General features: G+C 71.8%; 19 protein-coding genes and 3 tRNA genes. 8 read left to right on the forward strand and 14 right to left on the reverse strand.

The features are described from left to right. Nucleotides 1-4 precede the first annotated feature (4 nt). A complete protein-coding gene (locus OIE49_RS12270) occupies nt 5-937 on the reverse strand; it encodes an anti-sigma factor RsbA family regulatory protein (RefSeq protein WP_326802344.1) in 933 nt (310 codons plus the stop codon). A 415-nt stretch (nt 938-1,352) separates the two neighbouring features. On the opposite strand from OIE49_RS12270, the gene OIE49_RS12275 reads away from it, so the two are divergent. Both OIE49_RS12275 and OIE49_RS12280 read left to right on the forward strand, forming a co-directional pair. Then, nucleotides 1,353-2,111, forward strand: a complete 759-nt coding sequence (locus OIE49_RS12275; protein ID WP_326802345.1) for an ANTAR domain-containing response regulator — start codon at nt 1,353-1,355, stop codon at nt 2,109-2,111. A gap of 83 nt (nt 2,112-2,194) precedes the next feature. After that, nucleotides 2,195-2,356, forward strand: a complete 162-nt coding sequence (locus OIE49_RS12280) for a hypothetical protein (protein ID WP_199836493.1) — start codon at nt 2,195-2,197, stop codon at nt 2,354-2,356. Between the two features lie 160 nt (nt 2,357-2,516). On the opposite strand, the gene OIE49_RS12285 is transcribed toward OIE49_RS12280, so the two are convergent. The 3 genes from OIE49_RS12285 to OIE49_RS12295 all read right to left on the reverse strand — a co-directional run bounded on the left by OIE49_RS12285 (nt 2,517) and on the right by OIE49_RS12295 (nt 2,933). After that, nucleotides 2,517-2,593, reverse strand: a tRNA-Ile gene (locus OIE49_RS12285). A 189-nt stretch (nt 2,594-2,782) separates the two neighbouring features. Next, nucleotides 2,783-2,855 (reverse strand) — tRNA-Asn (locus OIE49_RS12290). A 5-nt stretch (nt 2,856-2,860) separates the two neighbouring features. After that, nucleotides 2,861-2,933, reverse strand: a tRNA-Asn gene (locus tag OIE49_RS12295). 145 nt (nt 2,934-3,078) lie between these two features. On the opposite strand from OIE49_RS12295, the gene OIE49_RS12300 reads away from it, so the two are divergent. The 4 genes from OIE49_RS12300 (at nt 3,079) to OIE49_RS12315 (ending at nt 8,919) form a co-directional block, all read left to right on the forward strand. Then, a complete protein-coding gene (locus OIE49_RS12300; protein WP_100566958.1) occupies nt 3,079-3,381 on the forward strand; it encodes a hypothetical protein in 303 nt (100 codons plus the stop codon). A gap of 91 nt (nt 3,382-3,472) precedes the next feature. After that, nucleotides 3,473-4,927, forward strand: a complete 1,455-nt coding sequence (locus tag OIE49_RS12305; RefSeq protein ID WP_326802346.1) for an FGGY family carbohydrate kinase — start codon at nt 3,473-3,475, stop codon at nt 4,925-4,927. Between the two features lie 276 nt (nt 4,928-5,203). Further along, nucleotides 5,204-6,937 (forward strand): ABC transporter ATP-binding protein, encoded by a 1,734-nt coding sequence (locus OIE49_RS12310; RefSeq protein ID WP_100566956.1) that lies wholly within the window; start codon nt 5,204-5,206, stop codon nt 6,935-6,937. Continuing rightward, entirely contained in the window at nt 6,937-8,919 is a 1,983-nt protein-coding gene (locus OIE49_RS12315; protein WP_326802347.1) for an ABC transporter ATP-binding protein, read from the forward strand. Before OIE49_RS12310 ends, OIE49_RS12315 begins: the two co-directional genes overlap by 1 nt. 297 nt (nt 8,920-9,216) lie before the next feature. Here OIE49_RS12315 and OIE49_RS12320 read toward each other — a convergent pair whose 3' ends face one another. From OIE49_RS12320 to OIE49_RS12335, 4 genes are all read right to left on the reverse strand, one after another. Next, entirely contained in the window at nt 9,217-10,374 is a 1,158-nt protein-coding gene (locus OIE49_RS12320) for an RNA polymerase sigma factor (protein WP_326806205.1), read from the reverse strand. Nucleotides 10,375-10,535: 161 nt separating this feature from the next. Then, the gene (gene dnaG / locus OIE49_RS12325; RefSeq protein WP_326802348.1) at nt 10,536-12,446 is read right to left on the reverse strand and encodes a DNA primase; all 1,911 of its coding nucleotides are present in this window, start codon (nt 12,444-12,446) and stop codon (nt 10,536-10,538) included. Between the two features lie 39 nt (nt 12,447-12,485). After that, a complete protein-coding gene (locus OIE49_RS12330; protein WP_326802349.1) occupies nt 12,486-13,751 on the reverse strand; it encodes an NAD(P)/FAD-dependent oxidoreductase in 1,266 nt (421 codons plus the stop codon). Nucleotides 13,752-13,976: 225 nt separating this feature from the next. Then, the gene (locus OIE49_RS12335) at nt 13,977-15,362 is read right to left on the reverse strand and encodes a deoxyguanosinetriphosphate triphosphohydrolase (RefSeq protein ID WP_326802350.1); all 1,386 of its coding nucleotides are present in this window, start codon (nt 15,360-15,362) and stop codon (nt 13,977-13,979) included. Between the two features lie 634 nt (nt 15,363-15,996). Here OIE49_RS12335 and OIE49_RS12340 point away from each other — a divergent pair. Beyond that, complete coding sequence (locus tag OIE49_RS12340; protein WP_326802351.1) at nt 15,997-16,734, forward strand: SanA/YdcF family protein; 738 nt, start codon at nt 15,997-15,999, stop codon at nt 16,732-16,734. Between the two features lie 99 nt (nt 16,735-16,833). Here the strand turns inward: OIE49_RS12340 and OIE49_RS12345 are convergent, their stop codons facing one another. After that, nucleotides 16,834-17,286, reverse strand: coding sequence for a gamma-glutamylcyclotransferase family protein (locus OIE49_RS12345; RefSeq protein WP_326802352.1), 453 nt, complete (start codon nt 17,284-17,286; stop codon nt 16,834-16,836). Nucleotides 17,287-17,413: 127 nt separating this feature from the next. Between OIE49_RS12345 and OIE49_RS12350 the strand changes: the two genes are divergently transcribed. Further along, entirely contained in the window at nt 17,414-19,057 is a 1,644-nt protein-coding gene (locus OIE49_RS12350) for a M4 family metallopeptidase (protein ID WP_326802353.1), read from the forward strand. Between the two features lie 64 nt (nt 19,058-19,121). Here OIE49_RS12350 and OIE49_RS12355 read toward each other — a convergent pair whose 3' ends face one another. From OIE49_RS12355 to OIE49_RS12375, 5 genes are all read right to left on the reverse strand, one after another. After that, a complete protein-coding gene (locus OIE49_RS12355; RefSeq protein WP_326802354.1) occupies nt 19,122-20,321 on the reverse strand; it encodes an NAD(P)/FAD-dependent oxidoreductase in 1,200 nt (399 codons plus the stop codon). A 91-nt stretch (nt 20,322-20,412) separates the two neighbouring features. Then, nucleotides 20,413-21,357, reverse strand: a complete 945-nt coding sequence (gene sigJ, locus OIE49_RS12360) for an RNA polymerase sigma factor SigJ (protein ID WP_326802355.1) — start codon at nt 21,355-21,357, stop codon at nt 20,413-20,415. Between the two features lie 11 nt (nt 21,358-21,368). Beyond that, a complete protein-coding gene (locus OIE49_RS12365; RefSeq protein WP_326802356.1) occupies nt 21,369-21,779 on the reverse strand; it encodes a PIN domain-containing protein in 411 nt (136 codons plus the stop codon). Further along, nucleotides 21,776-21,997, reverse strand: coding sequence for a type II toxin-antitoxin system VapB family antitoxin (locus tag OIE49_RS12370; RefSeq protein ID WP_326802357.1), 222 nt, complete (start codon nt 21,995-21,997; stop codon nt 21,776-21,778). The genes OIE49_RS12365 and OIE49_RS12370 overlap by 4 nt, the downstream gene beginning before the upstream one ends. 107 nt (nt 21,998-22,104) lie before the next feature. Continuing rightward, on the reverse strand, nt 22,105-22,581 hold the full coding sequence (locus tag OIE49_RS12375) for an ATP-binding protein (RefSeq protein ID WP_326802358.1): 477 nt from the start codon (nt 22,579-22,581) through the stop codon (nt 22,105-22,107). Nucleotides 22,582-22,677: the final 96 nt, after the last annotated feature.

The raw sequence follows: 22,677 nt of genomic DNA on the forward strand, positions 1-22,677 counted from the left end.
GTGGTCAGTTGGCGAACCAGCAGCGGACGGTGGTGCCCTCCTCGCCCGTGTGCACACGGACCAGGTCGGCGACGAGGTTGACCAGCAGCAGTCCGCGGCCGCCGCGCTGCTCGCGGGGGGCGGGGCGGCGGCCGGCCAGCGGATCGTCGAGGCGGCCCTTGTCCCGTACCTCGCACAGCACGCAACCGTCCTGCGCCCACACCCGCAGCTCGCCCGAACCGCCCGCGTGCACCACGCTGTTGGTGGTCAGCTCGGCCACGACCAGGGCCAGGTCCTCGAGCCGGGTGGCGGCGGGCCCCAGCCGCGCGCCCTCGGCGACGGCGACGTGCCGGACCTGCGACAGCGTGCCCGCCGTGAAGAAGAACGACAACGCGTCCGGCACCGGCGGCAGGGGCTCGTTGTAGCGGTCGACGACCTGCTCGGGGGCGTAGGCGGCGCTCTCCCGCTGCCCGGCGGCACCTGAGGGAATGACTTCGGGGTGGGTGGCGTACGCGTCGGCGAGGGCCCGCCCGTCGAGCCGGGCGGCGTCGTACGGGCACAGGATGGTGACCTCCCGCCCCTCGAAGGCCGGGTTGATCAGCGCCTCGTGCTGCGCGCAGGCCGGGTACTCGACGGGCGTACGGCCGGCCCAGACCGGCTCGCCGACGATCCGCACCCGGCGTCCGGGCGGCTGGGCGTCGGCGAAGGCACTCAGCACCGCCGGGATGATCCGGCCGGGGTTGCGCCCGACCTCGCGCATGTCGAGCAGCCGTACGGACCCGGCGTCGGCGCCGAGACCGGCCTCGATCAGCCGGAGGTTGTCACCGGGGACGGCCACCGCGACCGGCTCACCGGCCTCGAGTCCCTCGCGTACGAAGGGCACGGTGCCCCTGAGGTACTCCCGCTCGTCCCTGTAGAACAGGGCGGGGTGGCCGAAGGGTTCCGCGGTCGCGGTCATGACGTCGGCACCTCCGTCCCCGGCAGCGCGGGCCAGGACATCTCCGTTGCCGTCGGACGCGAGGCCCGTTGTCCTCCGTCCGTCCGGCACCTACGCCTTACGCGTACCCACTGCTCTCCCGGCAAGGCCCGTCGATCCGTGGGCGCGGCTCGTGACGCGGTCCGGCTCCGGCGGCGCGGGCCGCTCCCGCCCTTCTGGCGCCCGGCCCGTCCCTCCGTGCGCCCGGGAAGGCCCGTTCCCGGGCGTGTGTGGTCCCGCCGGTGAGCGGGCAGGCGCAGGACAGCACCGCCGGGGTTCCGTGGCTCCATGGCGCCGCGGCGTGCGTCCGGGCGCGGACCGGCGGGGACGGGGAGACGCGACGTCGCGAGGACGCGTGAGGACTGCCGAGGACGGACGAGAACGGACGAGGTGGGAGATGGCCGCAGCGGCACCACGAGCCCACGTACGACAGCGGAGCACCCCGGCCGGCACGCTCACCGTCGACGTCCGCACGGACCCGGTGGCCGACCGGGCGTCGCTCACCGCGCGCGGGGAACTGGTCCACGGCTGCGCGGAGGCCCTGGCCCAGGCGCTGGCCGAGCTGCCGCCGGACATCGGCCGGGTCGACCTGGACGTGTCCGGGGTGACGTTCATGGACACCGCCGGGCTGGAACTCCTGCACACCCTCGGCGACCGCGGCCGGCGCCCGCCGCTCCGGGTGACCGCGTCCGGCTGGACGGGGCAGCCGCGCCGTGTCCTGGAGCTGACCGGCCTGGACACCGCGGACGCGCCGCGACCGTCGGCCGGCGTGGATCCGGAGGCGCCCGCTGCGCAGGGCGCCTCCCCGGTGGCCCTGGAACGGACGGAGCGGCTGCGCCGGCTTCAGACGGAGGTCGATCAGCTCCGCCGGGCCATGTCGTCCCGCCCGGTGATCGACCAGGCCCGCGGCGTCCTGATGGCCACCCACGCGTGCACCGCGGAGCAGGCCTGGGACATCCTCCGGGAGGCCTCCCAGCGGTCCAACACCAAGCTGCACACGGTGGCCGCCGCGATCATCGCCGGCGCCCGCGACGACGGCCCCGCACCGCCCCAGGAGATCCGCACGGCCCTGCGCACGGCGCTCGCCCGGCACACCGGCCCCGGCCCGGACACCCCGCGGCGCGAAGACGGCCCGGACACCCCGCGGGCACGGTGACGGACCGGCCACCGGGGTACCCGAAAGGTGGACGAGTCACCAGCCCCGTCCGCAGGAGTCACCCCTCCGCAGGAGTCACCACCATGAGAGAGCACACCCCTTCCCAGGCCGAGGGCGAACGCGACGACGAGGGCACGCAGCGCGCCGCAGGACCGCCGGACACGCCGTACCCGACCCCTTCCCAGGCCGAGGGCGACCGCGACGATCTGCCGGAGACCGCCGACCCCGCCGACGACCGTTCCTGAGCGGCCCGTCAGTAGCCCGTCCGCGCGAGCCGTTGCTCCGGCCGAGTGCAAAGCGGGCCAACACGCGCCGATGGCCCCCGGATCCACTTCCGGGGGCCACAGACTGGCTGGGAATGACCGGCGTAACCGCTGGTCACATCGATTCTGCGCGGGTAGCGCCTGGTGGGGCGGGTGGGACTCGAACCCACGGCCGACGGATTATGAGTCCGCTGCTCTAACCGGCTGAGCTACCGCCCCGTTGCGGCGCGTCGCGTACATGTGTGCGCGTCGTCTGCCGCAGCATAGCCGCTCATACGATCTCCTGCTTCGGATGGTCGTCTTCCGCGGCCGTTCACGACCTCAAGGACTTCACCGCGGCCGCGGCGGTTCCCCAAGGGCATGAAACCGGACATGAAAAAGGACCCCGGAGGGTCCTCGTTCAACATGCTCCCCCGACTGGACTCGAACCAGTAACCTGCCGGTTAACAGCCGGCTGCTCTGCCAATTGAGCTACGGAGGACCGAGCTCCCCCGACTGGACTCGAACCAGTAACCTGCCGGTTAACAGCCGGCTGCTCTGCCAATTGAGCTACGGAGGAATGCCTCGTTGCATCGAACGCACCTACCCGGGTATTCGCCAGGGGGCGCGCGCTCGCTGCGACACATACATTAGCGCAAGCAGGGGGGTGCTCCGCCAATCGGTTCCCCCGGCTGTGACCTCTAGGCAAGGGAAGGGTGGCCGCCATGCGTTACCGGCTCACGTTCATCGCAGGGATCGCCGTGGGTTACGTGCTGGGCACGAGGGCCGGACGTGAACGCTACGAGCAGCTCAAGAAGTCCGCGGGCCGGATCGCCCAGAACCCCGCCGTGCGCAACACCGCCGAGACCGCGGCGCAGCAGGGCCGGCAGTTCGCGGACCGGGCCTACCACACGGTCAGCGAGAAGGTCGGCGACCGCATTCCCGAGTCGGTCGCCCAGCGGGTGCGCTCCCTGCGCGCCCACTCCAACGGCAGCGGCGAGGACGACTGGGGCACCAGCAACACGTGACCGGCCCGCCTCGGCGGCACCGCGCGTGTCCCTTGCGGCACCGGGGCGGCCGCGGCCCGAGCAAGGGCGGCGGTACGGCAGAATTTTAGCCATGGGGATAGTCGCCGGGTTGGACAGTTCGCCCGATTTCACTCGCATCGTCGTTTGTGACGCGGACACGGGGTCCGTACTCAGGCAGGGATATGCGCCGCATCCGGTGGAGACGCCGGAGGGCGGCGGGCGTTCCGCCGACGTCGATCCGCAGGCCTGGCTGCTGTCCCTGGGGGAGGCCGCGGGCGGCGGGCTCCTGGAGGGTGTGCAGGCGATCGGCGTCTCCGCGCAGCAGAACGCGCTGGTTCCGATCGACGCCCAGGGTGCCACCGTGCGGCCCGCGATGGTCGGCGGCGACCGGCGGGCGCAGGTCGCGGCGGCCGACCTGATCGACGCGCTCGGCGGCCGCGAGGTCTGGGCGCAGTCGGTCGGCTGCGTGCCGCAGGCCCCGCTGCCGGTGACCAAGCTGCGCTGGTTCGCCAAGAGCGAGCCCGAGGCCGCCCAGCGCACCGCGCTCCTGCTCCAGGCGCACGACTGGCTGGTGTGGCAGTTGCTGGGACGGCCGATGCGCCGCACCACCGACCGCGGCGGCGCCTCCGGCACCGGCTACTGGTCCGCCGCCACCGGCACCTACCGGCCCGACCTGGTCGAGCTGGCGCTCGGCCGGCAGGCCGCGCTGCCCGAGGTGATCGGTCCCGCCGAGGCGGCCGGCACCACCCCGGAGGGGCTGCTGATCTCGGCCGGGACCGGGGAGACCATGGCCGCCGCCTTCGGCCTGGGGCTGGGTCTGGGCGACGCGGTCGTCTCCCTCGGCGCCTCCGGTTCGGTGATGGCCGTTCACCACGAGGCGCTCGTCGACCCGACGGGGATGATCACCTCGCTCGCCGACGCCACCGGCATGCACCTGCCGGTCGTGACCACGCTGAACGCGGTGCGGGCGCTGCGCGGCACCGCCGAACTGCTGGGCATGCCCGACCTGGAGGGTCTGTCGGACCTGGCGATGAAGTCGACGCCGGGCTCGCACGGACTCGTGATGCTGCCCTATCTGGAGGGCGAGCGGACACCCAATCTGCCGCACACCGCCGGGATGCTCGCCGGGCTCCGGCGGGAGTCGATGAAGCCGGAGCATGTGGCGCGGGCCGCGTTCGAGGGCATGCTGTGCGGGCTCGCGGACGCGCTCGACGTGCTGCGCGGCCGGGGTGTGGAGGTGCGCCGGGTCTTCCTGCTCGGCCCCGCCGCCGAGCTGCCCGCCGTACAGGCCGTCGCACCGGCGGTGTTCGGCGCGCAGGTCGTCGTGCCGCAGCCGGCCGACTACGCCGCGATCGGCGCCGCCCGGCAGGCCGCCTGGGCGCTCGGCGCCTCCCAGGGCACCCTCGATCCGCGCACCCCGCCGGCCTGGCAGGGCGCGGTGGCCCAGGTCCTGGAGCCCGGCGAGGATCTGGCGGTGGGCCAGGCGGTGCGCCAGCAGTACGTGTCGGTACGTGAGCAGGTTCACCCGGGGGCCTTCGCGGGGTGACACCCCGTCCCGCGATCCCTTTCACTCCATAGGCCCTTTCGGGCTTATCGGGCATAAGGGTTCATTTCGAGGGCCGCAACGACCATCCATACGGGGGCGTTTAGGACATAACGGTTCACTCGTGCGATGGATCGCGGACGCGAGGTCAAGGGCCGACCAGGGCTCGGCCCTTGACCCGCGGGCGGATTAATCGGTTGAGGTAACGCGGGTGGAGTGTTCGACGATAGGTGCCAGGGGACATCGACCGCCCCCACCGCCGACTGCGAGAGACCCAGCGTGCTCATACGACTCCTGCGGACCTATCTGAGGCCCTACAAGAAACCCATAACCCTGCTGGTGCTGCTGCAATTCCTGCAGACCTGCGCCACGCTCTACCTGCCCACGCTGAACGCCCACATCATCGACAACGGTGTGGTGAAGGGTGACACCGGTTACATCCTGACGTTCGGCGCCGTGATGATCGGCATCTCCCTTGCACAGGTCGTGTGCAACATCGGTGCCGTCTACTTCGGCGCCCGCACCGCCTCGGCGCTCGGCCGGGACGTACGGGCGGCCGTCTTCGACCGCGTGCAGTCCTTCTCGGCCCGGGAGGTCGGCAACTTCGGGGCGCCCTCCCTCATCACGCGGACGACGAACGACGTGCAGCAGGTCCAGATGCTGGTCCTGATGACGTTCACCCTGATGGTGTCGGCGCCCATCATGTGCGTGGGCGGTGTCGTCCTGGCCCTCGGCCTGGACGTGCCGCTGTCCGCGGTGCTGGTCGCCGTCGTCCCCGTGCTCGGCATCTGCGTGACGCTGATCGTGCGCCGGCTGCGTCCGCTGTTCCGGTCCATGCAGAAGCGCCTGGACGTGGTGAACCGGGTGCTGCGCGAGCAGATCACCGGCAACCGCGTGATCCGCGCCTTCGTCCGCGACGAGTACGAGAAGGACCGCTTCCGCAGGGCCAACACCGACCTGACGGAGATGTCGCTGGCCACCGGCCGGCTGCTCGCGCTGATGTTCCCGATGGTGATGACGGTGGTGAACGTGTCGTCCATCGCCGTGGTGTGGTTCGGCGCCCACCGCATCGACAGCGGCGGGATGCAGATCGGCGACCTGACCGCGTTCCTCGCCTATCTGATGCAGATCGTGATGTCCGTGATGATGGCGACCTTCATGTTCATGATGGTGCCGCGCGCGGAGGTGTGCGCCGAGCGCATCCAGGAGGTCCTGGACACCGAGTCCAGCGTCGTGCCGCCCGTCGCGCCCGTGACCGAGCTGCGCCGCCACGGCCATCTGGAGATCCGCGGCGCGGGCTTCCGCTATCCGGGGGCCGAGGAGCCCGTCCTGAGGGCCATCGACCTGGTCGCCCGCCCCGGCGAGGTGACCGCCGTCATCGGCTCGACCGGCAGCGGCAAGTCCACCCTGCTCGGTCTGGTGCCCAGGCTGTTCGACGCGACCGACGGAGAGGTCCTCGTCGACGGCGTGGACGTGCGCACCGTGGGTCCGGAGCTGCTCGCCAGAACGGTCGGCCTGGTCCCGCAGAAGCCGTACCTGTTCGCCGGCACCGTCGCGACCAACCTGCGCTACGGCAACCCGGACGCCACCGACGAGGAGCTCTGGCAGGCGCTGAAGGTGGCACAGGCCAGGGACTTCGTCACCGGTCTCGAGGGAGGCCTGGACGCGCCGATCTCGCAGGGCGGCACGAACGTCTCCGGCGGCCAGCGCCAGCGTCTGGCCATCGCCCGCACCCTGGTGCAGCGCCCGGAGATCTACCTCTTCGACGACTCCTTCTCGGCCCTCGACTACGCCACCGACGCGGCCCTGCGGGCGGCGCTGGGGCGCGAGACCGCCGAGGCGACCGTCGTCATCGTCGCCCAGCGCGTGGCCACCATCCGCGACGCCGACCGGATCGTCGTCCTGGACGAGGGACGGGTCGTCGGCACCGGCCGCCACCACGAGCTGATGGCGGACAACGAGACCTACCGGGAGATCGTGCTCTCCCAGCTCACGGAAGCGGAGGCAGCCTGATGGCCGGGCCGATGGGGCGCATGATGGGCGGGTCCGGGCCCGACAACCGCTCGCTGAACTTCAAGGAGTCGGGCAAACGGCTCATCGCCCAGTTCAGGCCCGAACGGGTCACCGTCGCCGCCCTGGTGCTGTGCGTGGTGGTGAGCGTCATGCTCAGCGTGATCGGGCCGAAGATCCTCGGCAAGGCCACCGACCTGGTCTTCGCGGGGATCGTCGGCCGGCAGATGCCGGCCGGGGCGACCAAGGGCGAGGTCCTCGCCTCCATGCGCGAGCGTGGCCAGGGCGCGATCGCCGACATGCTGAGGAGCACCGACTTCACCCCCGGCAAGGGGATCGACTTCGGTGCCGTCGGCAATGTGCTGCTGCTCGCGCTGAGCACGTTCCTGGTGGCCGGCCTGCTGATGGGCGTGGCGACGCGGCTGGTGAACCGGTCGGTGAACCGGACCGTGTTCCGGATGCGCGAGGACGTGCAGACGAAGCTGTCGCGGCTGCCGCTGTCGTACTTCGACAAGCGCCAGCGCGGCGAGGTACTCTCCCGCGCCACCAACGACATCGACAACATCGGGCAGACGCTCAACCAGTCGATGGGCCAGCTCATCAACTCGCTGCTGACCATCATCGGCGTGCTCGTCATGATGTTCTACGTCTCCTGGATCCTGGCGCTGGTCGCGCTGGTGACCGTGCCGCTGTCGTTCGTCGTCGCCACGCGCGTGGGCAAGCGGTCGCAGCCGCACTTCGTGCAGCAGTGGCGCTCGACGGGCCAGCTCAACGCGCACATCGAGGAGATGTACACCGGGCACACCCTGGTGAAGGTGTTCGGGCGGCAGGAGGAGTCGGCGAAGCAGTTCGCCGAGCAGAACGACGCGCTGTACGAGGCCGGGTTCAAGGCGCAGTTCAACAGCGGCGTCATGCAGCCGCTGATGATGTTCGTGTCGAACATCAACTACGTGCTGGTGGCCGTCGTCGGTGGTCTCCGGGTCGCCTCGGGCACGCTGTCCATCGGTGACGTGCAGGCCTTCATCCAGTACTCGCGGCAGTTCTCGATGCCGCTGACCCAGGTGGCCTCGATGGCCAACCTGGTGCAGTCGGGCGTCGCCTCGGCCGAGCGCGTCTTCGAACTGCTGGACGCCGAGGAGCAGACGGCGGACCCGGTGCCGGGCGTGCGGCCGGAGGAGCTGCGCGGACGGGTCGCGCTGGAGCACGTGTCGTTCCGCTACGACCCCGAGAAGCCGCTCATCGAGGACCTGTCCCTGACGGTGGAGCCCGGCCACACGGTCGCGATCGTCGGCCCGACCGGCGCGGGCAAGACCACGCTGGTCAACCTGCTCATGCGGTTCTACGACGTCACCGGCGGGCGCATCACGCTCGACGGGATCGACATCGGGAAGATGTCGCGGGACGAACTGCGGTCCGGGATCGGCATGGTGCTCCAGGACACCTGGCTGTTCGGCGGCACCATCGCGGAGAACATCGCCTACGGCGCTGGAGTGGAAGGGGGTGCGCGAAGCGCACTCGGTCAGGGTGGTGGCGGGCGACGGGTGGGCGAGGTCACCCGCGGGGAGATCGAGGAGGCGGCGCGGGCCGCGCACGCCGACCGGTTCGTGCGTACGCTGCCCGACGGCTACGACACCGTGATCGACGACGAGGGCTCCGGGGTGAGCGCCGGTGAGAAGCAGCTCATCACCATCGCGCGGGCGTTCCTGTCCGACCCGGTGATCCTCGTCCTGGACGAGGCGACCAGCTCGGTCGACACCCGTACCGAAGTGCTGATCCAGAAGGCGATGGCCAAACTCCAGCACGGCAGGACATCGTTCGTCATCGCCCACCGGCTCTCCACGATCCGGGACGCGGACACGATCCTCGTCATGGAGAACGGCTCCATCGTCGAACAGGGCGCCCACGACGAGCTGCTGGGTGCGGACGGGGCGTACGCGCGCCTGTACAAGGCGCAGTTCGCGCAGGCGGTCGCCGAGGTGGACTGACCGCCGGTGCTTTGCGACGGGGCCGCTCGCCGGGGTGAGCGGCCCAGGGGCCTGTCCGGCGGATCAGGTCGCAGAAAACCCACGGCCTCTGATCGACTCGGGTGAGCGGGGGCTGGTGCGTCCGACTGCAAGGCGGAGGAGGGCGTCGACGCGATGGGGGTCCCCCCTGCTCGTTCAGAGCTTGGGGGAGTCGGCAACCGACGACAACGCCGCTGGGGGTCCCCCCTGCTCGAAGAGCTTGGGGGAGGGCGTGCCAGCCCCCGCGTCTGCGACAGGATCCGCCGGACGGGCCCCAGGTCAGTCCAGATAGCCGCGGAGCTGGTCGGCGAAGGCGTGGTCGCGCAGCTTGCTGAGGGTCTTGGACTCGATCTGGCGGATCCGCTCGCGGGTCACGCCGAAGATGCGCCCTATCTCCTCCAGCGTGCGCGGGCGCCCGTCGACGAGCCCGTACCGCAACTGCACGACCTTGCGCTCGCGTTCCCCCAGCGTGGACAGCACGGCCTCCAGGTGCTCGCGCAGCAGCAGGAACGCCGCCGACTCCACCGGCGAGGCGGCGTCGCCGTCCTCGATCAGGTCACCGAGGGCGACCTCGTCCTCCTCGCCGACCGGGGCGTGCAGGGAGACCGGCTCCTGGGCGAGCCGCAGGACCTCGCTCACCCGCTCGGGCGGCAGGTCGAGGAGGGCGGCGACCTCCTCGGTGGCCGGCTCGTAGCCCCGCTCCTGGAGCATCCGCCGCTGCACCCGTACGACCCGGTTGATGAGTTCGACGACGTGCACGGGCACGCGGATGGTGCGGGCCTGGTCGGCCAGGGCGCGGGACATGGCCTGGCGGATCCACCAGGTGGCGTAGGTGGAGAACTTGTAGCCGCGGGCGTAGTCGAACTTCTCCACGGCCCGGATGAGCCCGAGGTTGCCCTCCTGCACGAGGTCGAGCATCGTGAGCCCCCGGCCGACGTACCGCTTCGCCACGGACACCACGAGCCGCAGGTTCGCCTCGATGAGCCGGCGCTTGGCCATCCGGCCCAGCACGACGATCCGGTCCAGGTCCAGGGCGAGCCGGCTGTCCAGGTCCGGGGTGGTGGTCAGCTTCTCCTCCGCGAACAGACCGGCCTCCACACGCCGGGCCAGCTCGACCTCCTCCGCGGCGGTGAGCAGCGGGATCCGGCCGATCTCCCGGAGGTACTGGCGGAACAGGTCGGAGGAGGGGCCGCCGCTCTCGGTACGGGCGGGAACCGGATCGGGAAGCTCGGGCGGGGCCTCCGCGTCCGCCTCCGGGACCGGCCCGGCGCTGCCCGGTCCGGCGGGGCTGTCGGTCTGGGTGAGGGTCTGGGTCTGCACGGGGGCGACCTCCAGGATGATCGCTGCTGAGCGTGCGGCAGCGGTACGAGAGGGGGCGGAGTCGGCGGCGGCCTCGCCACCGTCCGTCCCGTACGCGAGAAGCACAGCCGCGGGGATGCGTCACCCGTGAGGGGCGGAGCGGCCGCGCTCCGAGGACTCAGGCAACCGGACCCAGTGTGGGGTACGACACAACACCGCCACGAGGGGCGTGCGAAGACTTTTTGAGTCCGGTGCGTGAGCGGCCGGTTACTCAGACCGCCCGACGGCCCGGCGCGCGCTCACAGCGCTGCCACGCCGCGTTCGCGCAGGGCCTGGTCGTACTGCTGGAGGATCCACAACTCGTTCTGCGCCGAGGCCAGTTGGGCGGGGTCGCCGCCGGTGCCCAGGCGGGCGACCGTGCTCTGCAGGTCGCGGATGCGGCGTTCGACCGCGCGGCGGCGGACCGTCACCAGCTGGGCACCCGCGTAGGCCTCGTCGACGTCCCGGTGGAGCAGGATCGCCTCCACCGCCAGCTCGGTGACCATCGCGCGGACCGTGTCGTCAGGGGCGACCTCGCGGACCCGGGCCAGGTACTCGTGCGGGTCGCCGACGCCGTACTCGGCGCCGCCCGCGTCCAGGACCGCCTGGCGTACGGCGGCGTAGGGCGAGGCGGTGAACTCGTCCACGCCGTAGGCGTCGAAGGCCGGGGAGACCAGCTCCGGGCGCTGCAGGGCGAGTTTGAGCAGTTCGCGTTCGGTGGCGAAGACCGGGTTGCGCAGGTTGAGCGCCGGGCCCCGGGGCGCGGGACGCGTCGGCGCGTACTCCTGCTGCGGGCCCCGCTGCCGCTGGTCGGGGGCGGGGCCGCGGCCGCCGCGTTCACGGGCCCAGCGGGCCAGCTGGGCCACCCGCTTGACCACGAACTGGGTGTCGAGGATGCCGAGCAGTCCGGCGAGCTGCACCGCGACCTCGTGCTGGGCGCCGCTGTTCTTGATCCGGGCGACGACCGGCGCGGCCTCGTCCAGGGCGGAGGCACGGCCGGCCGGGGTGTCGAGGTCGTAGCGGGCCACGATCTGGCGCAGCGCGAACTCGAACAGCGGGGTGCGCGGTTCGACCAGGTCGGCGACCGCCTCGTCGCCCTTGGCCAGGCGCAGGTCGCAGGGGTCCATGCCGTCCGGGGCGACGGCGATGTAGGTCTCGGCGGCGAACTTCTGGTCGTCCTCGAAGGCCCGCAGGGCCGCCTTCTGCCCGGCCGCGTCACCGTCGAAGGTGAAGATCACACGCGCCGATCCGTTGTCCATCAGCAGCCGGCGCAGGATCTTGATGTGGTCGCCGCCGAACGCCGTGCCGCAGGTGGCGATGGCGATCGGCACGCCGGCCAGGTGGCAGGCCATGACGTCGGTGTAGCCCTCGACCACCACCGCCCGGGAGGTCTTCGCGATCTCCTTCTTCGCCAGGTCGATCCCGTAGAGCACCTGGGACTTCTTGTAGATCGCGGTGTCGGGGGTGTTGAGGTACTTCGGTCCGTTGTCCGCCTCGTACAGCTTGCGCGCGCCGAAGCCGACCACGTCGCCGCCGATGTCGCGGATCGGCCACATCAGCCGGCCCCGGAAGCGGTCGATGGGACCGCGGCGGCCCTCCTGGGCGAGACCGGAGAGGATCAGCTCCTTGTCGGTGAAGCCCTTGCCGCGCAGAAAGCGGGTGAGGTGGTCCCAGCCCTGGGGGCTGTAGCCGACGCCGAAGTGGAGGGCGGCGCCCTGGTCGAAGCCGCGTTCGGCGAGGAAGACCCGGCCGGTCTCGGCCTCGGCGGAGTTCGCGAGCTGTTCGGCGTACCAGTCGGCGGCCAGCTTGTGCGCCTCCACCAGGCGGATGCGCTCGCCGCGCTGGTGGGCGGGGTTGTACCCGCCCTCCTCGTAGCGCAGGGTGATGCCGGCCTGGGCGGCCAGTCGCTCGACCGTCTCCGAGAAGGAGAGGTGGTCGATCTTCATCACGAACGCGATGGTGTCGCCGCCCTCCTGGCAGCCGAAGCAGTGGAAGAGTCCCTTGCTCGGGCTGACCTGGAAGGACGGCGACTTCTCGTCGTGGAACGGGCACAGGCCCTTGAGGTTGCCCCCGCCCGCGTTCCGCAGCTGGAGGTACTCGGACACCACGGCGTCGATCGGGACCGCGTCCCGTACCGCCTTCACGTCCTCGTCGTTGATCCGTCCTGCCACGCCAGAAGTCTACGGTGGTCCGGCGAGGCTCCCGCCCGGCTACGGGGTCAGGCTCTCCAGCGGCACGTGCGGGTCCGCGAGCGCCTCCGTGTCCACCCGCGCCCGCGTACGGATCAGGTGCTGGATCGGGTCCGTGACGTCCCACACGTTGACGTTCATCCCGGCCAGGACGCGGCCCTCCTTCACCCAGAACGCGATGAACTCGCGCTTTCCGGCGTCCCCGCGGATCACCACCTCGTCGTAGGAGCCGGGGGGCGCCCAGCCGCTGTACTCCATGCCCAGGTCGTACTGGTCGGTGAAGAAGTAGGGCACGCGGTCGTAGAGGACCTCCTGGCCGAGCATCGCGCGGGCCGCGGCCGGGCCGCCGTTCAGCGCGTTGGCCCAGTGCTCCACCCGCAGCCGGGTGTCGAACAGCCCGTGCGGGAAGGCGGCGACGTCGCCGGCCGCGTAGATGTCCGGGTCGGACGTGCGCAGCCGCTCGTCCACCTTGATGCCGCCGCCGTGGGCGCGGTCGGCCAGCTCCAGGCCCGCCGACTCCGCCAGGGCGACACGCGGCGCGGCGCCGATCGCGGCGAGCACGTCGTGGCAGGGGTGCTCCTCGCCGTCGTCGGTCCGGACGGCTAGCACCATGCCGTCCTGCCCGACGATCTCGGTGAGCCGAGCACCGAAGCGGAAGCGGACGCCGTGCTCGCGGTGCAGATCGGCGAAGAGCTGGCCGAGCTCGGGGCCGAGCGCGCTGTGCAGCGGGGTGGCGGCCGTCTGGACGACGGTGACCTCCGCGCCGTACTCGCGGGCCGCCGCCGCGACCTCCAGGCCGATCCAGCCGCCGCCCGCGATCACGAGGTGGCCGTTGTCCCGGCCGAGGTGGGTCAGGACGTGCTTCAGGCGCTCGGCGTGGGCGAGGCGGCGCAGGTGGTGGACGCCGGCGAGGTCGGTGCCGGGGATGTCCAGGCGGCGCGGCTCGGCGCCGGTGGCCAGCAGCAGCTTGTCGTAGCGCACGTGGGTGCCGTCGTCCCCGTAGTGGACGGTTTTCGCGGCGCGGTCGATCGCGACGACCGTCTGGCCGAGGTGCAGCTCGATGTCGTTCTGCGCGTACCAGGCGGGCTCGTGCACGAAGACGCTGTCGCGCTCCTCCTTGCCGAGCAGGTACCCCTTGGACAGCGGCGGCCGCTCGTAGGGGTGGTCGCGCTCGTCGCACACGAGGATCACGCGGCCGCTGAAGCCCTCCGCGCGCAGCGTCTCGGCCGCCTTCGCGCCGGCCAGCCCTCCTCCGACGATGACGAATGTCTGATCCGCGTCGACCACTTGATGCCTCCTGCCGGGGGTCTGGGGGTGTCCCCCAGAGAACACTGTGGGTGCCGCCACATGGGAGCGTCCCGCACGGAGCGTGGTGCGGGAAGAGGGAGTGGCCCGATCAGGCCACGGAGGGTCACCTCGGGACCCGGTCGGGGTCACTGCGTTCACTCCGGTCCCAGCGGTACCACGGCTGTCCGTAAACGCGCTGTCAATGCCATGCGTGCGCTCTTCCCGTCATACGTGTCCTCTCAGACGCGCGTGAAGCGAACGGGCCGAGGCGTCGGTGAGGGATGCGATCTGGTCGACGAGCACGCGCTTACGGGCGCGGTCGTCGGCGGCCTGGTCGAACAGGGCGCGGAACTGGGGGTCCAGGCCGTGGGGGGCGCGGGCGGTCAGCGCCTCGGCCAGCTCGGCGACCACGATCCGCTGGTCGGCGCGCAGCCGCTCCTGCTCGGCACGCTGCATGACGTAACGGTCGGCGACGGCCTTGAGGACCGCGCACTCCATTCGGGTGGTCCGGGGGACGACCAGCTCGGCGCCGTGGCGCGTGAGGCGCCCGCTTCCGTACCTCTCCCGGGTGGCGCCCTCGGCGGCCAGGCAGAAGCGGCCGATGAGCTGGCTGGTGGCGTCCTTCAGGCGGGCCTGGGCGACGGCCGAGCCGTCGTAGCCGTGCGGCCACCACTCCTGGTCCAGGAGCCGGTCGAGGGCCTCGGCGAGTTCCCCGGGGTCGGTGCCGGACGGCACGTAGCGGCCGACGGCGACCGCGAAGACCGCCTGCCGCTCGGGTTCGGCGTGCAGGCAGCCGGGGTCGATGTGGCCGGCGTGCAGTCCGTCCTCCACGTCGTGCACCGAGTACGCCACGTCGTCCGCCCAGTCCATGACCTGGGCCTCGAAGCAGGTGCGCGTGCCGGGCGCGTCCTTGCGCACCCAGTCGAAGACCGGCCGGTCGTCCTCGTAGACGCCGAACTTGGGCGAGGCCGGGTCGGTGGGGTGCGCGTCGCGTGGCCAGGGGTACTTGGTGGCGGCGTCGAGGGCGGCGCGAGTGAGGTTGAGGCCGACGCTGACGAGTTCGTCCGTCTCGTCGTCCACGACGAACCGCTTGGGTTCGATGCGGGTGAGCAGGCGCAGGGACTGGGCGTTGCCCTCGAAGCCGCCGCAGTCCCGCGCGAACTCGTTCAGCGCCTGTTCGCCGTTGTGCCCGAAGGGCGGGTGGCCCAGGTCGTGGGAGAGGCAGGCCGCCTCCACCAGGTCGGGGTCGCAGCCGAGGGCGGCGCCCAGTTCCCGGCCGACCTGGGCGCATTCGAGCGAGTGGGTGAGTCGGGTACGGGGGCTGGCGTCCCAGGCCTGGATGGGGGTCCCCCCTGTTCGAGCGAAGCCGAGAACTTGGGGGAAGGTCCCCGGCGTGACCACCTGGGTCTTGCCGGCCAGCCGTCTGAGGGCGGCGGAGTGCAGCACGCGCGCGCGGTCGCGCTGGAAGGCGGTGCGCCCCGGCCGCTTGTCCGGCTCGGCGTCCCACCGCTCGACGGCCGACGCCTCGTAACCGGCCGGCGGCACATGGTTTCCGGACGGCCGGTGGGCGTGCCCGCGCGGCCGCGCTGCCTCGGATGCGATCCCTTCCATGCTTCGACAGTAAGCGCACCCACGGACATTGGGGATGTCGCCGTCCACGTCCCCCTCGCCACGGCACGCGCGTCTGGCGTCGGGGGATGGCGGACGCGGGTCCCTCCCGGACTCCGTGGCTCCCCGCCGGACCGGGCCGGACCAAGCCCCCACCCCGCACCCCGATCCCGCCCGCCGGGCCGGGACGGGCATGCGCCCCACTCCAGGCCCCGACGCCCCCGCCGGGCCGTGACCTACCGGGGGCCCACCCCGCACCCGGTCCCACCCACCAGGCCACGATGAGCGCGGCCCCCGCCCCGGACCCCGGTCCCGCCCGCCCGCCCGCCGGGCCGTAACGGGCGGGGGTGTCTCCTTGGACTCCTGACTGTCCGCCGGGCCGTGGCAAGCGGCCCGTGTGGTGAGACGCCCGCGCGCCTGCGGGCCGGGCGGCCGGTCCGTGACGGGAGCCAGCGCCATCCGGGCTCCGACCGGACTCCGGTCCCGCCGCCGGGCTGGGACGGACATGCACCCACCCCCGGTCCCGGTTCCACGTCCGCCGGCGCGAGAATGGGCTGTCGGGAGTGAACCGGGACGGTGTGGGGTGCGTCCTTGCTGTTCGGGGGGCCGTGGGGGCACCTGGGGAGGGAATCGAACGATGCGCCTGACGCATGAGCCGCGCTCGCCGCGCCGAGTGCCGTGGACCCGTCCGCGCCTGCCGCGCACCCGTGCCGGGCGGCGGCTGCTGACGCAGGTGGTGATGGCCGGGTGCGTACTGGCACTGCTCCCGGCGACCTGGACCTACGTCACGGCCGGCGACCGGCTGCGCACCACGGCGGACGCGCCGCGCACCGACGTCGCCGTCGTCTTCGGCGCGGGCCTGTGGCAGGGGAAGCCGTCGCCGTACCTGGCGCACCGGCTGGACGCGGCGGCGAAGCTGTACCACGAGGGCCGGGTCAAGGTGCTCCTGGTGACCGGCGACAACAGCCGCGAGGACTACGACGAGCCGGACGCGATGCGCGCCTACCTGACCAAGCGGGGCGTGCCCGGCACACGGATCGTGAGCGACTACGCCGGCTTCGACACCTGGAGTTCCTGCGTCCGCGCGAAGAAGATCTTCGGCGTGGACCGGGCGGTCCTGGTCACCCAGGGTTTCCACGTCCGTCGCGCGGTCGCCCTGTGCGACGCGGCGGGCATCGACTCCTACGGTGTTGGCGTCGACGCCAAGCACGACGCCACCTGGTACTACGGCGGCACTCGCGAGGTGTTCGCGGCCGGCAAGGCGGCCCTGGAGGCGGTGTTCCAGCCGGACCCGAAGTTCCTGGGCCGCACGGAGCACGGCGTGGCCCGGGCCCTGGCCGACGCCCAGCTGCGCCCGTCGCCTGAGGCCCGCTGAGGCCTCCTGACGCTCGCCCGCGGCGGGCCCCCGGGCCGGGCCGAGCAGGTGTCAGCCCGCCCCGAACAGGCCTGCCACGAGACGCGCCGTCACCGCCCGTCAGACCGGGTTCCGTGTGCGCCAGTCGCCGCCCTCGATACGCATGCCCTCGGCGCGCAGCCGTCGGGTGACGGACGGTCCGGCGACGTAGACCCAGGCGCGCACGACCGCTCCGTCGCTCTCGCGGACCACTTCGCGCTCGATGCGCTCGTAGAGGCTGTGCGGGTCGCCGGCGACGTACTCCTCCAGCCGGTCCAGCGCGGTGAGCACCTCGCCGTACTCCTCCGGCCGGGCGGCGACCAGGTCGCCCCGCACCAGCCCGCCCGGCTCCTCCACGGCGTACGGGTAGCCGGGTCCCTCGTAGAGCACCGCGCCGGACAGCCGGGCGGGTTCCTCGGAGCGGGTGCGGCCGCGCAGGAGCAGGCCGTGGTTGCCCTCGCCCGGGCGCAGGGTGCCGTAGACGAAGAACGGGAGCGGTGCGGGCGGCGGCGTCGGAGTGGTCGAAGTCGTCACGGAAACGATTCTCTCCCCTCACACCCACGCGGAGGCGCTATGGACATGACATGTCATGAGCACTTAAATCTCAGGGACGCCAGCGCACCCCCGCGCGCCCCCAGGGCGCCCGCGCTCAAGGAGACCGATGAGTCGGACACGGCACATCCGAGGTTCCCGCCTTGCCACGGCCGGTGTGGCCGCCACCACCGCCACCCTGCTGGCCGCCGCCCTCTCCCCCGCCGCGCACGCGGAGGGCAGACCCACCCGGGCCACCGCCATCCACAACGCCGAGTCGGCGCTCGCCCACCACTCCACGGCCCTGGGCCTCACCTCCGCCGAGGCCACCACCGTACGGGACGTGGTCGTCGACAAGAACGGCACACAGCACGTCCGCTACGACCGTACGTACCACCAACTGCCCGTTCTGGGCGGCGACTTCATCGTCCACCTCACTCCGGACGGCACCTACCGCGGCGCCGACCGGGCCTCGAAGGGCACGGTGTCCCTGCCGAGCACCACGCCCGAGCTCACCGCCCCGAAGGCGGCCGACCTCGCGGTCAACGCGCTGCGCGCGGAGAACCTGGGCACGAAGCTGCAACAGGTCAAGGCCAAGCCCGAGTTGATCGTCGACGCCCTGCACGGCGCCCCGCGCCTGGCCTGGCGCACCAACGCGGTCGGGCTGGACTCGCTCGGCAACCCGGTGGCCCGTACGGTGCTCACCGACGCCCGCACCGGCGCGCAGATCGACGCCTGGGACAGCATCGAGACGGCGGCGGGCGACGGGCAGTCGCTCTACAGCGGAACGGTGCCGCTGGAGACCACGCTCTCGGGCTCGGCGTACCAGCTCAAGGACCCGACACGGGGCAACACGTACACGGGCGACGCGGAGAACAAGACCGACCTGTGCATCTTCGGCATCTGCTTCCAGCGCGCCCCCGCCACGCTGTTCACGGACGCCGACAACCACTGGGGCACGGGCACGACCGCGGACCGCGCGTCGGCGGCGGTCGACGCGCAGTACGGCACCAACGAGACCTGGGACTACTACAGATACGTCCACGGCCGCAACGGCATCGCGGGCGACGGCAAGGGCTCGTACAACCGCGTCCACTACGGAAGTAACTACAACAACGCCTTCTGGGACGACAGTTGCTTCTGCATGACGTACGGCGACGGTGACGGCACCACGTTCGGCCCGCTGGTCGCCCTCGACGTGGCCGGCCACGAGATGACCCACGGCGTGACGTCGAAGACGGCGGCACTGACGTACTCGGGCGAGTCCGGCGGCCTGAACGAGGCCACCTCCGACATCCTGGGCACGCTGGTGGAGTGGTACGCGAACAATCCCGCCGACCCCGGTGACTACCTGATCGGCGAGAAGATCGTCCGCTCCGGCTTCGGCAAGTCGGCCCTGCGCTACATGGACAAGCCCTCCAAGGACGGCAGTTCGGCCGACTGCTGGAGCAGTTCGGTGGGCAACCTCGACGTCCACTACTCCTCGGGCGTCGCCAACCACTTCGCCTACCTGCTCGCCGAGGGCAGCGGTGCCAAATCCATAAACGGCGTCGCCTACGACTCCCCCACCTGCAACAACTCCTCGGTGACGGGCATCGGCCGCGACAAGCTCGGCCAGATCTGGTACCGGGCCCTGACGGTCTACATGACGTCCTCCACGAAGTACGCGGGCGCAAGGACGGCGACCCTGAGCGCCGCCAAGGACCTCTACGGCGCCGGCAGCACGGAGTACAACGCGGTGGCGGCGGCCTGGTCCGCGGTCAACGTGAGCTGAGGCGGACCGGCACCTGAGCAGAGCGGGCGTCTTCGACACGGGGGCGCCCGCTCCGCCGTGCGGGTCAGGCCGACGCCCTGACCGCCGAGCCCGCCCGGGCCGGCTCCTGCACGGCGCGGCGGCGCCGGGACGGCAGCCCCGTCATCGGGTTGGCGACGGCCCAGGCCGCGCCTTTGCAGATCAGTTCCTTGTAGACGGCGGCGAGCCGTCCCGTCAGCACCGCCCGGACGGCACGGTCGTCGGCGGTGACGTACTGGATCAGGCCTTCCCCGCGGCCCAGCGAGACGCACTGGTTGAAGTACCGGAGCGGCACGTTCGGGAGCTTCCCGCCGGTCAGGCGGGCCGCGATGGCGTCGGCCGCCTGCCACGCGGTGGGGATGCCCGAGGCGCACGACATCCGCAGCGGCTTGTCGCCGGGGCCCATCGCCATGGCCGCGTCGCCGACGGCGTACACGTCCGGATGCGAGAGCGAGCGCATCGTCCCGTCGACCACGATCCGGCCCGTGCCGGTGACCTCCAGGGTGGTGGCCGTCGCGACCGGGTGAACGGCGAAGCCGGCGGTCCACACGGTGATCGCCGCCGGGAGGGACCTGCCGTCGGCCGTGGCGACGCGGTCGGCCTCGACCCCGGTCACAGCGGTGTCCTCGTGCACGGTGACGCGGAGCTTGCCGAAGACCTTTCGCAGGTGCCGGCGGCCTGCGGGCGAGAGCCAGTCGCCGAGGCCGCCGCGGGCGGCGAGGACGACGTCGAGGTCCGGGCGGGCCCCGGCGATCTCGGTCGCGGCCTCCACGCCGGTGAGGCCGCCGCCGACCACGACCACCGACTGTCCGGCGTCCAGGCGGGCCAGGCGCTCACGCAGCCGGAGCGCTCCGGGGCGACTGGCGATCTCGTGGGCGTGCTCGGCGGCGCCGGGGACGCCCTGGTCGTTCCAGCTGCTGCCGAGGGCGTACACGAGGGTGTCGTACTCCAGCTCCCCGGCAGCACCGTCCGCTTCGACGACGGCGACGGTCCCGCGGTCGACGTCGACGCCGGTGACTCTCGCGAGCCTCAACTCGACGCCGGTGCCCGCGAACATCTCGCTGAAGGGCCGGGGCCGGAGGCTCCGGCCGACCGCGAGCTGGTGCATCCGCACCCGCTCGACGAAGTCGGGCTCGGCGTTGACGAGGGTGATGGAGACGTCGTCGCGGTGCAGCCGCCTGGCGAGACGGCCGGCCGCGATGGCTCCGGTGTATCCGGCTCCGAGAACGATGATGCGGTGCTGCATGTCGTTGCTCCTGTCCGATCGGGGTCGCCACTTGAACCGGGCGGCCCGCCGTTTCCTGACAGCAACGCGATGTGAAGCACCTCACATCGGTTCAGAAGGCGTTGAGCAGCGGCTCGCCGTGGTCGGTGGCCGCCCACCGCCGGGTCGCGCGTGCGAGCTTGTCGGGGTTGACCTGGTTGCGGAACGCGGCGATGCCCTCGGCGGTGACCTCCAGGCACATCACGCCGACGATCCGGCCGTCGACGACCGCTACGACGGCGGGACCGCCGTTGGCGGTCGTGGCGTAGACCTCGGGTGAACCGCCGACCAGGGCGCGCTTGGCCTCGCCGGGCTTGAACAGGCCCCGCATGAACTTCGCGACCGCCAGGGCGCCCTCGAACGCCTTGGCGCGGGCCGGGACCTTACCGCCACCGTCGCCGATCGAGACGGCGTCCTGGGTGAGCAGTCGCACGAGCGGCTCGGTCCGGCCGCTGGTGGCGGCCGCGAGGAACTCGTCGACGATCCTCCGGGCGGCGGCCTCGTCGATCTCGGCGCGGGCCCTGCCGTCCGCGATGTGCTTCTTGGCGCGGTGGAGGATCTGCTGGCCGGCGGCCTCGGTGATGTCGAGGATCCGGGCGATCTCCCGGTGCGGGTATCCGAAGGCCTCCCTCAGCACGTACACCGCCCGCTCGCTCGGGGTGAGGCGCTCCAGGAGGGTCAGGACCGCGTACGAGACCGATTCGCGCTGCTCGGCGGTTTCGGCCGGGCCGAGCATGGGGTCCCCGGCCAGCAGCGGCTCCGGGAGCCACTGGCCCACGTAGGTCTCACGCCGAGCGCGGGCCGAGGTGAGCTGGTTGAGGCACAGGTTGGTGAGAACCTTCGTCAGCCACGCCGCGGGAACCTCGATGCGGCCGACGTCGGCGGCCTGCCAGCGAAGGAACGTGTCCTGCACGGCGTCCTCCGCCTCGCTCGCGGAGCCGAGGAGGCGATAGGCGAGGGCCTCCAGACGCGGCCTGGACGCCTCGAACCGGTCCACGTCACTCGCAGTCAGGGCCATGGCCCCGGATCCTAGGCGATGTCGTGGACGTTGTGCTCGGTCAGGTCGGGTGCGTGCCGGGCGATGGCACGGTAGTCGGCATCGTCATGGAGGACCGTCAGCCCGTGGTGGGCGGCGGTGGCGGCGATGACGAGGTCCACCGCCGAGGCACTGCGGTGCTCCCCGGCCCGGGCCATGCGATGCTGCACCGCGCTGACCCAGCGCCCCGCGTTCTTCGGCACCGAGGCGTCGGGGTAGAGGTCGGTGAACATTTCCGCGATCTCGTCGTACTCGCGTGCGTTCCGGGCGCTATACAGGAACTCGGCGCGCTGTGCGTAGCAGGAGGCGATGGCTCCGGCATCGATCGCGTCGTACCAGCCCGACTGCAGTTCTGGATCGCGGAGCAGCCGTACCAGGCCGGACGTGTCGAGCAAGTAGATCACTGGCTGTGCTTCTCCGCCCGGTGCAGCCGCTCGGCGTCCTCGACGGCACCCCACTCACGCGCACGCTCGAAGTGACGGCTGATGCGCGCCGCACGCTCCTGCTGCTCGGCGTAGAAGTGCAAGGCGAGGTTGACCGCCTCCTTCTTGGTCCTGACCTTGGACAGAGCCATGGCGCGTGCCAGGGCGTCGTCATCGATGTCGATCTGGGTCACAGACATTCAGCACCTCCCACACATGTTGGTGATGTACATAGAAGAATACGTCACCAACATGCACGAGGCCACGTTTGCGTGTCGGACCCTGGCATGCACAGCCGCCTGGTGGCTCACGGCATAGAACTTCCACCGCGCAGGTCGGGCGCCGTCGGCCCGCCGGGGCGAGCAGCGCGGTGAGCGACGTCCAGTTCGCACCACACGGACTTCCCGACGGTGAGCAGCTCCACGCCCCACCGGTCGGCGACCTTCCGGACGATGAGCAGCCCGCGCCCGAACATGTCGTCCGGTGAGGCGTCACGCGGGGCCGGGAGCGCCTCGCCCTTCGGGTCGGAGACGGAGACACGTACGGCCCTTTCAGTGAGGGTGAGTTCGACGCGGAAGAGCCTGTCCCGCAGGCATCCGTGCAGGACGGCGTTGCCACCGAGCTCGGAGACCAACAGGGCGGCGTCGGCCGCAAGTTCGGGATGACCCCACTCCGTCACGAGCCGGTGGACCCGGCGCCGGGCGCCGGTGACGCTCCTCGGCAGCGGCGTGCAGTCGAGCCGGTCGTACTGGAGCGGGTTGCAGGGGGCGACCAAGTCGCTCACCTCCGGACAGGGATGGGGCGGCACCCACCAAAGGGCACCGCTCTGCGAGCAGTTCGCGACAGAACGTAATGAGTCTGGGGAGATCTATTCAACCTC

The sequence above is a fragment of the Streptomyces sp. NBC_01788 genome (assembly GCF_035917575.1).
GTDB lineage: Bacteria > Actinomycetota > Actinomycetes > Streptomycetales > Streptomycetaceae > Streptomyces.

What these genes read in the sequence shown, in the direction of transcription:
- sigJ (WP_326802355.1), bottom strand. Translation starts at nt 21,357, where the DNA reads ATGGCCCTGACTGCGAGTGACGTGGACCGGTTCGAGGCGTCCAGGCCG.
- OIE49_RS12270 (WP_326802344.1), bottom strand. Translation starts at nt 937, where the DNA reads ATGACCGCGACCGCGGAACCCTTCGGCCACCCCGCCCTGTTCTACAGG.
- OIE49_RS12280 (WP_199836493.1), top strand. Translation starts at nt 2,195, where the DNA reads ATGAGAGAGCACACCCCTTCCCAGGCCGAGGGCGAACGCGACGACGAG.
- OIE49_RS12355 (WP_326802354.1), bottom strand. Translation starts at nt 20,321, where the DNA reads ATGCAGCACCGCATCATCGTTCTCGGAGCCGGATACACCGGAGCCATC.
- OIE49_RS12275 (WP_326802345.1), top strand. Translation starts at nt 1,353, where the DNA reads ATGGCCGCAGCGGCACCACGAGCCCACGTACGACAGCGGAGCACCCCG.
- OIE49_RS12370 (WP_326802357.1), bottom strand. Translation starts at nt 21,997, where the DNA reads ATGTCTGTGACCCAGATCGACATCGATGACGACGCCCTGGCACGCGCC.
- OIE49_RS12300 (WP_100566958.1), top strand. Translation starts at nt 3,079, where the DNA reads ATGCGTTACCGGCTCACGTTCATCGCAGGGATCGCCGTGGGTTACGTG.
- OIE49_RS12340 (WP_326802351.1), top strand. Translation starts at nt 15,997, where the DNA reads ATGCGCCTGACGCATGAGCCGCGCTCGCCGCGCCGAGTGCCGTGGACC.
- OIE49_RS12350 (WP_326802353.1), top strand. Translation starts at nt 17,414, where the DNA reads ATGAGTCGGACACGGCACATCCGAGGTTCCCGCCTTGCCACGGCCGGT.
- OIE49_RS12315 (WP_326802347.1), top strand. Translation starts at nt 6,937, where the DNA reads ATGGCCGGGCCGATGGGGCGCATGATGGGCGGGTCCGGGCCCGACAAC.
- OIE49_RS12335 (WP_326802350.1), bottom strand. Translation starts at nt 15,362, where the DNA reads ATGGAAGGGATCGCATCCGAGGCAGCGCGGCCGCGCGGGCACGCCCAC.
- OIE49_RS12305 (WP_326802346.1), top strand. Translation starts at nt 3,473, where the DNA reads ATGGGGATAGTCGCCGGGTTGGACAGTTCGCCCGATTTCACTCGCATC.